Origin of the sequence: Mesorhizobium sp. XAP4 (assembly GCF_029269325.1) — a bacterium.
GTDB lineage: Bacteria > Pseudomonadota > Alphaproteobacteria > Rhizobiales > Rhizobiaceae > Mesorhizobium > Mesorhizobium ciceri.
The window spans coordinates 139,505-150,305 of record NZ_JARIXW010000009.1 but is presented as its reverse complement, the minus strand read 5'-3'; the positions used below and the strand labels follow the sequence as shown (position 1 = coordinate 150,305).

General features: G+C 59.5%; 7 protein-coding genes. 5 read left to right on the top strand and 2 right to left on the bottom strand.

From position 1 onward, the window contains the following. Window positions 1–815 precede the first annotated feature (815 nt). Entirely contained in the window at window positions 816–1,712 is an 897-nt protein-coding gene (locus tag P3C39_RS30540; protein WP_346016461.1) for an ATP-dependent DNA ligase, read from the top strand. A gap of 44 nt (window positions 1,713–1,756) precedes the next feature. Here the strand turns inward: P3C39_RS30540 and P3C39_RS30535 are convergent, their stop codons facing one another. Beyond that, window positions 1,757–3,214 (bottom strand): caspase family protein, encoded by a 1,458-nt coding sequence (locus P3C39_RS30535; protein ID WP_024504498.1) that lies wholly within the window; start codon window positions 3,212–3,214, stop codon window positions 1,757–1,759. Window positions 3,215–3,401: 187 nt separating this feature from the next. Between P3C39_RS30535 and P3C39_RS30530 the strand changes: the two genes are divergently transcribed. The 4 genes from P3C39_RS30530 to P3C39_RS30515 all read left to right on the top strand — a co-directional run bounded on the left by P3C39_RS30530 (window position 3,402) and on the right by P3C39_RS30515 (window position 10,050). Continuing rightward, on the top strand, window positions 3,402–4,127 hold the full coding sequence (locus P3C39_RS30530; protein ID WP_013525277.1) for a hypothetical protein: 726 nt from the start codon (window positions 3,402–3,404) through the stop codon (window positions 4,125–4,127). Window positions 4,128–4,366: 239 nt separating this feature from the next. Continuing rightward, on the top strand, window positions 4,367–7,546 hold the full coding sequence (locus P3C39_RS30525; RefSeq protein ID WP_275954860.1) for an autotransporter: 3,180 nt from the start codon (window positions 4,367–4,369) through the stop codon (window positions 7,544–7,546). A 132-nt stretch (window positions 7,547–7,678) separates the two neighbouring features. Further along, window positions 7,679–8,788: an OmpA family protein gene (locus P3C39_RS30520; protein WP_013525279.1), complete on the top strand. Its 1,110-nt coding sequence runs from the start codon at window positions 7,679–7,681 to the stop codon at window positions 8,786–8,788. Window positions 8,789–8,808: 20 nt separating this feature from the next. After that, entirely contained in the window at window positions 8,809–10,050 is a 1,242-nt protein-coding gene (locus P3C39_RS30515) for a caspase domain-containing protein (RefSeq protein WP_224673649.1), read from the top strand. Between the two features lie 45 nt (window positions 10,051–10,095). On the opposite strand, the gene P3C39_RS30510 is transcribed toward P3C39_RS30515, so the two are convergent. After that, the gene (locus P3C39_RS30510) at window positions 10,096–10,707 is read right to left on the bottom strand and encodes a hypothetical protein (RefSeq protein WP_244507016.1); all 612 of its coding nucleotides are present in this window, start codon (window positions 10,705–10,707) and stop codon (window positions 10,096–10,098) included. Window positions 10,708–10,801: the final 94 nt, after the last annotated feature.

Here is a 10,801-nt window from a genome sequence, read left to right as displayed (position 1 = left end):
AGCCCGTCTTCACACCCTTGGGCGTATCTTTCGAACAGTTCCACCTTTTCTGGATAAGGAAGGCGGTGTAAACGCTGGCAACCTTCGCACCGATAGTGGGCGGCAACGATGAACCAACGCCCTGGCTTGGTGAACTCGTTTCCACATCCGGGGCATTTGAGTGTCATCTCAACCGAAGATAGTTTCTGGGAGAGCGGCATCAGGTCGCGTAACTCAAACTGGCGACGCCAGAATCAGCGTTATCCCCACCACCGTCGACGCATAGATCGTGGCTAAAGCACGATCGGTCGAGGAATACTCGGCGGGTGTGCGAGGCCGGCGAAGTCGGGGCCTCGGAATGTTTCGGTGCCCACGGGACGTTGGCGGAAGCGTTGTCATTGCAAGCGCGCAAAGATAGACGCTGGGCTATATCGGCGGCGATCAGAGAATAGTCCGCCACCAATTTCGACCTGTCCGAGACAATGGAGATTTCACGTTGCAACATCGCGCGCCTCCCATGAGTTCTCCCAACTGACGGGTCTAAATTATGTTCCGCCAATTTTGAGAGGGGTGCTGCTGCCGATGTGCTGGCGCGGCTAATCTACCAGCAACAGGAGCGGCTTGCTTTGGCTGCTCGTGCCAAATCACCTGCCGCAAGTCGCGCATGTCGACCTGCTGTCCGCACGTCGGGCAGGTATAGAAGTTGTCGTCCTCATCGGCTGGTTCGCCGCCGTGCTCCTTGCCGGGAATGGATGGTCCACGTCGGACGGCCTCGCCATGGCTGTCAAACAGTCAATTCGTCTAAAATGTTCCGGAACCATTTTAGCGCATGCTAAATTGAAACGCAGTCTTGCGGGTCAGTTCATGCGTCTGAAGTTCATCAGGCCAATGTTTCCCAGGCTTGTCGAGGTCCCCCCGACAGGAGACAACTGGATTCACGAAATCAAGTACGATGGCTATCGGACGCAAATCATAATCGAGACGGCACGGCCCGAGCGATCACGCGAAGAGGCTATGACTGGTCATCGACGTACAAGACGATTGTCGAGGCGGCGGCAACCCTTTCTCCCAAGTCGGCAATCATCGACGGCGAGGCAATCGTCCTCAATGGGAAGGGCGTGTCGGATTTCCATTCGCTGCGGTCCGCAATGCGATGGGCGCCGGATCGGATCATCTTCGTCGCCTTCGATCTGTTGCACCTGGACGGGGTCAACTTGCGCCCAGCACCTCTGCTGGAACGTCGGGAAAAGCTGCTCGAACTCGTCGGGCCTGCCAAGGGCGTGATCCAGTACAGTCACCATGTGCATGGCGGCGGGGCCGACTTCTACGCCGCGGTTGATCGCATGGGCCTGGAGGGCATGGTGTCGAAGCGGCCTGACAGCGTTTATCGGTCAGGCGACACCGAAGCGTGGCTGAAAACCAAATGCTACGAGGAAGTCGACTTTGAAGTGGCAGGCGTGCAGCTAAAACCGGGATCGGCACCACTCGCTTTGATGGCAACCCGCGATGCGGAACGCCGCTATGTCGGATCGGCTCACATCGCCCTGAACAAAGCCATGCGAGAACGCCTGTGGGCCAAGGTGCAGGAGGGGAAAGGCACGCCACCGAAGGGAGCCGACAAGCCAGACGCCGAATGGATCAAACCTGGCCTTGTCGGACGAGTGAAGACCCTTAAGCGCGAGGACAAGCTACGCCATGCGACTTTGCAGGCGATCCGTGAGGCGAAATCGTGATGTTACGAACGCCAATGAAGTAGGCCCGCCTGACAGCCCACGTCCTAAAACACACCACCGATGCCTATCCCCCCACTAATGTCTGGTGGGGGGGCTATGGGGCGTTGCGGGACGGCCTGCGCGCGTTTCGCCGCCTTGCGGCTGGGGCCGGTTTGCGAAGGGCCGTTGTCCGACGCGACTTTAGCCGGCTTGGCCTTGACGATGACCGGCTGCTTGCAGATTCTGCCGGAACGCAAAAAGAGATCGCCGAGCAATCCGACGGTCGGCTCGGTCGTGGGTGCGATCTGTTTGGTGTTTTTGTAGTAGTCGGTGAGGGCACGGATGGAGCCTGTGCCCCAATCGCCATCAACTTGCATCCGGTAGCACCCCAGGCGACGAAGTTCGGTCTGAATGCTGCGCGCAAGATCGCCTGCCTTGTCCTTTTCCGCTTCGCCCGCCGAGGCGCCGACAATGAGAGTTTCGAGGCCGGAGACGACGCTCTGGCGAGCGACTGCAACGCTTTCGGTTGAAGACAGATTGGCGACCCGAGTGCCGACCGGCTCCGCTGAACCGCCTGACGGTGCCGGAATCTCGACGGACCGCAGCGTCTGTCCGACGATGAGCACGGCGGTCTGCAGGTCGTTGGAGGCGAGCTCTATCTGCAGCTTCTTCTTGGCGTCTGGATCGGACAGGATGCGCGACAGGCTCGCGCTCAACTGCGCCGGATCGAGCATCTGCTGTTCGGTGAAATAGAATTGTTCACGCAGGTTCGACTGATCCCACGGCACCTGGCGGCCGACGGTGAGCGCCTCGGTCTCGTTGCGGACGCGGATCATCATGTCCGAAATGCTCAAGCCAGGAATTTCGACGTTTTTTAGAAGCGCAGTGGTGAACGGGCTGTTTTCGTCTGTCCCGTCGACGGTGACGTTCCCGGGCTGAGTGGCGAAGGCGACAAACGTGTTTTCGCCGACCTCGACCTGCGCCAGACCGTTGGAGATGTTGGCGCCGCTGCCCAGCGGATTGTTGCGGCAGGCATCAAGGAAGATGAAGGTCTGACGGCCGCGACTGGCGAATTTGGCGATCACATCATTCAGCTTGACGGCGTGCGCCGTCAGCTTGTCCAGGTTTTCCGGATCGGGCGTATCGATCGGTAGCAGGTAGTTTTCGCCCTGCACCTGCATGCCGTGGCCGGCGTAGAAGATCAGCACGGCGCTGCTTTCGGGCAGCTTCGCCTCGGCGTCATGGAAAAGCTTGACGAAGCCATCGGCGGTAAGATCGGTTCCAGTCAGAACCTCAAAGTTCAGCCGCTTCAGGCTGTCGGACAGTTTCGTCGCATCGTTGACCGCGTTGGCGAGGTGCTCGAGACGCTTGCTCTGGTAGTTCGTGTTGCCAATGACGATCGCCAGCCGGTTGCGCGGCTGTAATGAGGCGTTCTGTTCGACCGCGGCGCGAACGTCGATCGTGCTCAAAATCGCGAAAAGCATGAGCAGCGGGATGCGCAAGTATCCGTGGCGGTGGGTCATATCGGCATGCTCGTTCCAGCCTGCGTCAATCTTGATCCGGCGGCCTTCGAACGCACCAGACGCAAACGCAATCTGCCCGAGCGTTTGGACCCCGTGCCGCCAAAGGCCCGCAAATTTTTATACCAAGTATCCTGTCAAAGATAGGAAAAAGGGATTTGTATGCAGTCACTGGACCGTGGAGGGCTCGATGCCGACCAAGATCAACCTCGCGCTGCCGGTTTACGGAGCAGCCTACAAAAGCGTATTCGTTCGCAGCCTTTTTGCGGCCCTGACTCACGAAAGCCTTTCCAGCTACGCGTTCACGCTGTCGGAAATCGAGTACACGGATATACCGTTTTCTCGGAACTATCTGCTCACGAATTTCTACTACAAGAAGCTGGACTGCAGTCACATCCTGATGATCGACAGCGACATGGGCTTTTCGCCCGATCTCATTGCCGCGATGCTGGCGCTCGACAAGCCTGTAGTCGGCACTTTGTATCCGCGGCGTCTGGTCGACCTTCGCAAACTTCACTCGCTGTCGAAACTGCCGTTCGACAAGGCCTTTGCGCAAAGCCTGGAGTTCCTCGGAACCATCATCGAACCGCGGCAGGAGATGGGCGGCTTTGTCCGGGTATCGCTATGTGGCACGGGTATCTTCTTGGTTTCGCGCGACTGCGTCGCCAGGATAATTGAGAAACTGCCCGAAACGGTGAACCGGTCGCGCTACAGAAAAAACAAATACGCCGCACAGTTCGAGAGCTTTCTGACGCCATTTTCGAAGATCGTGACGCCGGACGTGGACTTGCCTACCGATTTTTCTTTTTGTCATCGCTGGGCCCAGCAGTGCGGCGGGGAAATATGGGCAAGTTACGACCGCAAGGTTGCCCACGCGGGAAGCCTGACCGTTTCGGCAGCCTATTCTGACCTCTAGATGTTCGCGTCCTTGTACCGCGTTGTACTGCATCTGAGCGGTTCAATCTGAGTTCGATAGTGACCTTGTCGCCACACATGACCTTATAGTGGCCTGAGAGCGAACGCCTAACCATTGCCGACGAGCAGCGCGCTGCGTACACTGCCTGTCAATCAAGTCAACGAGCCCCATTGAAGGGCCGGTGATTTATTGTAATTGCCTTAACTGTGACGGTATCGATTCTCGTAAGGTGGGATCGAATGAGAGTGCCGCGCGAGGCCTATCAATTGGCGGGTGTTTCGTTGCTTGCGTTAGCGGCGGCATCCACGTTGCAGATATCTGGCGCGGAAGCGTGCTCGGCTATCGCAAGCGGTGCTGGTACAACAGTCGGCTCAGGCATCTCGGCCGAAACGACGTTCGAAACGACATCGGTCACGGTCGAGTGCAGCACAACTGGAAACGTCCAGGATGTCGGCGGCGTATTCACGACGGGGTTCGCGGGATACAAGGGGCAAGCCAACGACTCGTCAACAGTCATCGTCAACGATTATGACGGAAACGGCGATGACATTGTTAGCATCTTTGGCGGTATCCTGGACAACAGCACGCCTACCCCCGTCATAAGTGGCCTGCCGCCGGTAACGTCATCGGCAACGACATCCTTGCAGTCGGCAGAGGGGACCCTCGAACTCTTTGGCGGCAACGACCGGTTCGAGATGTCCTATGGGGATTTGTCGGGCGATCCGTTCGCCCCAAATGTCGACGCCAATCTCGACGCCGGGGCGGGCGATGACACCGTTATCATCCAGGCCGGCAGCATCCACGACATCGATCTTGGAGATGGTGTCGACAGTGTCGTGATATCCGGCAGCGGCACACAGGTCGGCAATGTGACCGGTGGCATCGGTGACGACCTGATATCGGTCGGTATCCTCGAGGTCGAGGAAGGCGTTTTTTTCAGCGAGCCAATCGTCGGTATCATCTCTGGGGGTGAGGGCGGTGATACCATTACCATCGGGGGAGGCAACGTCGAGGCCGTGGATGCCGGGGCCGGCGACGACCAGGTCAGCATCGGCGGCAATACCGCAATCGAATTGGATATCGATGGAGAGGCCGGCAACGACACAATAACGGTCAGTGGCAACGCCACCATAGGCGGCAGCATTTTCGGCAACGATGGCAACGACACCGTCAACATCGACGGTGGAACCGTCGGCACAACCATATCGCCGGGCATCGTTGATCTTGCGGGCGGCGCCGACATTTTCAACATGACCGCGGGCCATGTGACCGGCTCGGTGTTCGGCGAAGGCGGCGGCAACACCTATACCGTCAGCGGCGGCACGGTCGACGGCTCGATCTATGCCGGCAGCCAGGACGACAGCGTATCGATCTCGGGCAACGCCAGTGTCGGCATCGACCCAGGTGAGGGTGGGGAGGGCACGGATTCTGTCGGGCTGGAGGATGGTGACGACACCTTCGACATGACCGGCGGCACTCTTGCGGGTGCGGTAAGCGGTGGTGCCGGCAATGATGTTATTACGCTGCGCGGCGGCACCATAAACAGTTTTCTGGAAGGCAACGACGGCAACGATCAGATATTGGTCTCCGGCGGCGTGCTTGCGGGAGAGGTCACCGGCGATGTCGGTGACGATCTGATTGTCATCAGCGGCGGCGCCATCGGATCCAGCGTTTCCGGCGGCGCCGGCTCCGACAATGTCTCGGTCACCGGCGGCACCATCACGGGCGGCATAGACGCCGAGCATGTCCATCTGTCGGGCGGCACGATCGGCGGTAACATTACCGGTCTTGGTCCCGACACGCTCGTGATCGACGGCATCGGTGCGGTTGACCCACTCAATTTGAGCGATGGCGTTCTGTTCAGCGGCACGGGCGCCAACGGCACCATCACCGGCACCGATCTCGCTGCCGGCGGCAAGAGCCAGAACTTTACCGGCTTCGACAATTTTTCCTCCGACAATTCCACGCTGCGCTTCAACGGCGGCATACAAGGCATCAACCACCTCAACCTGGGCAGTGGCTCGACGCTGTTCATCAACGGCAACGTCACCATGCCGGGTTCGATCATCGCGACGAATTCGCTGATCGACATGACGAACGGTGTCGCTGGCGATGTGTTGACGCTAGGCGGCCTCACCCTCAACGGTGCCAGCATCGGCCTCGACATCAACCAGCAGACATCTCAGTCGGATCAGCTCATTGCCGATGCGTTTTCGGCAACCGGCGCCAATACCATCATCGTCAACCTGCTCGGCACGCCGCAATTTGCCGAGCCGACCGACATACCGCTGATTGTTTCGACCAACGGCCCGGTCACCGGGACGTTCAGCGTCGCAGGCGTGCCCGGCACCTCGGGTTCGCTTTTCACCTATGCGATCGTCACAGGCCCGAATGGCAGCGTGTTCCTGCGTGCCACGCCAGTCAATTTTGGCATTGCGGCGGCGCCGACCAGTGCCACCAACGCCGGCGCGGTCACGGTGGCAATCGAGGCTCTTTACGGCATAAACCGCGACGCGCTCGACGCTGACCTCAACCTTTCGCCCGCATCCGGATCTGGAATGGTGCCGGTTTCGGAAAGCTTCGGGGTATTTGCCTCCGGCCAGTTTGCCCATACCGAGCATGACGGCTACAACATCAGCGGCGGCGGCTTGAACGGCTCCGGCCCGAGCTTCGATGCCAATGATTTTTCGGCTGCCATCAGCCTGGATTTCAATGCCGCCAAACACTTCCAGTTCGACAATGAGTACGGCCTGAACATCGGCGTTTTCGCCGGCTACGCCTCGACTGACGTCAACCTCGGCGCGTTTCGGGGATTTGATGCCATCGGCGAAGGTACCAACAAGGCCGGCCTGTTCGGCGGCTACGCGCTGTTTCGCAAGGACTACAATTACGCGCTCGTCTCGGCCTCCGGCTTCATCGGTGGAAGCGACGTGACGAACGGCGTGCTCGGCACCACCGGCAGCTATGATACCAAGGGCTATGCAGTGACGGCATCGGTCGGCCATATCTTCAAGCTGGGCGAGCGCACCCGCTTCGATCTGCGTGGCGGCCTGCTTGGCGTTTCCTTCCGTGGCGATCCCTATAAAGACAGCGGCGGCAACGAGTTCGGCAAGAGCAAGCTTTCTTTCGGCGCGATCAAGCTCGAGCCCGGCATCTATGGCGACTACACGCTAAGCAACGGAATGGTGATCAGCCCCTATGCGCGAGGCGAATTGCAGCAGCGTTTCGGCTACAAGAACACCACCGAAATCGACACCAGGGAGATCGACTTCAACGATGCCGATTTTTCCGCCGCGCTGTCGACCGGCTTCAACCTGAAGATGTCGGCCGCGACCACCGTCAACGGCGAAGTTCGCGGCAAGGTGTCATCGGACAGTTCCACCATCGGCGCCAAGCTCGGACTGAAGATCGCCTTCTAACCAAGACGATGAACCCGAGATTTGCATCGCTCGGGAGTGGTGCACCGCACCACGCGAGATGCTCGCCAAGCGACAGCAAGTGTTCTATGCTCCTCGCTGAGAAATCGTGAACTGCTCTAGGCAGGGGGTTCCATGTTCGAAGTCGTGGGAGTCTGGTGGAAAACACGGGCAAGAGGCTGGCTCGTTATAAACGCGCTTGGCTTGGTCGTTGCGTTGCTGGTGTTGATTTGGCCCGGACTGGGAACTGCGAAGGCAGAGACGAACTGGACGCTGGACTCGACCGCTTCGGTCCTGACCTACCAGTCGGTCAAGAAGAACACGATCGTCGAAACCAACAAGATCAGGAATATTTCCGGTAGCCTCACCTCGGCGGGTGATGCGAAAGTCACCTTCGACCTCAATTCGGTCGATACAGGGGTTGACCTTCGCAACGTCCGCATGAGGTTCCTTTTCTTCGAGACATTCAAGTTTCCCTCCGCCGAACTGACCGCGAAGGTAGATCCCGCCGCATTTGCCGACCTGGCGACCAAGCGACGTGTGAAGGCGGTTCTTCCGTTCCGTCTCAGCCTGCACGGGGTCGACAAGGATCTTCAAGCCAACATCGTGGTCACCATGATCAGCGACACCATGGTGTCGGTCGCTTCGGAGGCTCCTGTCGCCGTGCATGTGGAAGACTTCGGATTGCTGCCGAACGTGGATAAACTCCAGCAGGCGGCCAACGTGACCAATATTGTTCCCACGGCATCGGTTTCATTCGATTTCGTTTTCATCGCTGACGGCAGCAAGCCGGCTGTTGTCCAACCGGTTGCGGCGAGCACTGCCGATGTCGGGCCTGTCACCACCGATGCGGCGAAGACCAGCTTCAGCGACGAGGAGTGCCTCAACAGGTTCGCGGTGCTGTCGCGCACCGGAGCCATCTACTTTAGAACGGCGAGCGCGCGGCTCGATAGCCAAAGCCGGCCGCTGCTTGCTGAGGTCGTCGGCGTCGTGGGCAAGTGCCCGGGCCTGAAGGTCGAGGTTTCTGGACACACCGATTCCGACGGGTCGCCCATCGAGAACAAGCGCCTGTCGGAGCGAAGGGCCCAGGCGGTTGCCGACGCCATAGTTGCCGCTGGCATTCCGCGCACCCAGATCGCGGCGACTGGCTATGGCGAGGAGCGCCCGGTTGCCGACAACGACACGCCGAAGAACAAGGCGCTCAATCGGCGGATCGAGTTTTCCGCCACTAAGCTCGTCAACTGAGGGACGCCCTGTTGTCCCGGGTGGGTTTTGATCGTATCGGCCATTGCGGTGGACTTGTGGGCGCCATTGCGCTTGTAGCGCTGGCACTGCTTTTGACTTTGTCGGCCGCCAGTGCTGAACGCCGTGTTGCGTTGGTCCTTGGCAACTCCCAATATGAGCATGCGCCGGCGCTGACCAATCCGGTACGCGACGCCCACGCCATGGCCGAACGCCTCGAGAATCTGGACTTTGAAGTCGTTTCCGGCTTCGATCTGACCAAATTGCAGACCCAGACGACGATTGCGCAATTCGCAAAGCAGGTGCGCGGCGCCGATATCGCCCTTTTTTTCTACGCCGGCCACGGGTTGCAGGTTTCAGGCAGCAACTACCTTCTTCCGGTCGACGCAGCACTCGAGGACGAGACTTCGCTCGATTTCGAGGCGGTGCCCGTGGACTTCGTCCTGCGGCAAATGTCGCGCGAGACCAGCATAAGGCTGATTTTTCTCGACGCTTGCCGTGACAATCCGCTTGCCGAAGTGCTGGCAAAGACCGCCGGTGTGAAGGGAGCAAGAAGCGGCCTTGCCGAAATTCCCATCGAGAATGGTGGCGCCGGCACGCTTGTCGCGTTCGCCACCAGTCCCAATCAGGTCGCCTTTGACGGGTCGGGCCAACATTCGCCGTTCGCTTCGGCGCTGCTGGCGCATATGGGCGAAACAAACGTTTCCATCACCGAAGCCATGAACCGCGTTACCGCCGATGTCTTCAAGGTAACCGCCGGCAAACAGCGCCCCTGGAGCAATGTCTCGCTGACCACTGAGGTCGTCCTGCACAAGATCGACCTCAACGCACCGCTGATCGTCGGCGAGGCGACCACTCAGAAATCGGAAGCCGGTTCGGATGGGCGAAACGTTGCGGCAAACCCGTCGGGCGCCGACGACGCCCAACTTTCGCTCGATATGCTTCGTCAGAAAATCCCAAGGCTTGCCTCCGACGAGCCTATCTTTTTTGACCATCCTGTCGATTTCGGCGATCCGGAAATCGACGGCAAGAGCATTGCGGAGCTGATCAAGGGCAAGCCACGCTTCAGTCCTGTGGAGGGGCTCGACAAGTCGGTATGGGAAGGAAAGCACTGCGACGGTTGCCATGAATGGAACGAGGCCCGGCTGTGTGAACAGTCGAAAAATTTCGCCGCCAACGACGTGTCTGTCTTACGGCTTCAACATCCGCTTGGAACGCGCTTCAAGGTGGCGCTCGCAAAATGGGCGCAAGGTGGCTGTAAGTAAGCCAGGATGATGACGGCATCCATCGGTTTCTGCCGGGCGAATGCTCTAATCCGCATCCGCTGCTTGGCTCAGGGCCTCGATCTCAGCCATCTGGATGCCCATTTCGACAAATGCCGAAAGAACGGCGAACCGGTCAGCCAGTGCGACACGCGCCAGTCCGGCCAGAATCCCGGCATTGATTGCGTGGGCGGCTGGAAACGGCAGCAACGCCGGTGCCATCGTCGCGGCCCTGGCCGAACCATTGTCACGCCATCCCGCGGCCAGAGCAATCCAGCCGACCGGCGTTGTTGGCGGCGTCGCGCCGGCTGTGCTGAGCGCCGCCTGGTGGCGGAGACTGTCCGGTTCGCCCACCCAGTTGTGGACCAGCGGGAGCAACTGATGATCGGTCTCATCCAACAGGTCGGCCAGGTGGCTCAGGCATTCATGGGCCCACCAGACCGCGGCTCGCTCGGGAAGCAGGTAGGCACAAAATGTAACCGCTTCCTCGGGAACGCGCCCTGCGAGAAGGTCGCGGCAAAACTCGATCGAGCGCTGGTCGGTTGGAAGGCTCCTCATGTCCCGCGCAATAGCAGGACACGCCGCGAAAAGATCCCTTGCCGTTTTGAATCGGAGCCCATTGGCCATGACCGCCACGCTTTCATCGAGAAGCTTGGCCACTCAAGCCTTAGGCGCGGCGCGGGTCAAGTCTCAACCGGTGACGCGGCAACAACTGTCACGCCCCCGGCGATTGCAGACAGACAATTGCCTGCGA

Bases quoted from the DNA above. Each gene is read 5' to 3' on its own strand.
- P3C39_RS30535 (WP_024504498.1), bottom strand. From the start codon at position 3,214: ATGACCCACCGCCACGGATACTTGCGCATCCCGCTGCTCATGCTTTTC.
- P3C39_RS30530 (WP_013525277.1), top strand. From the start codon at position 3,402: ATGCCGACCAAGATCAACCTCGCGCTGCCGGTTTACGGAGCAGCCTAC.
- P3C39_RS30525 (WP_275954860.1), top strand. From the start codon at position 4,367: ATGAGAGTGCCGCGCGAGGCCTATCAATTGGCGGGTGTTTCGTTGCTT.
- P3C39_RS30520 (WP_013525279.1), top strand. From the start codon at position 7,679: ATGTTCGAAGTCGTGGGAGTCTGGTGGAAAACACGGGCAAGAGGCTGG.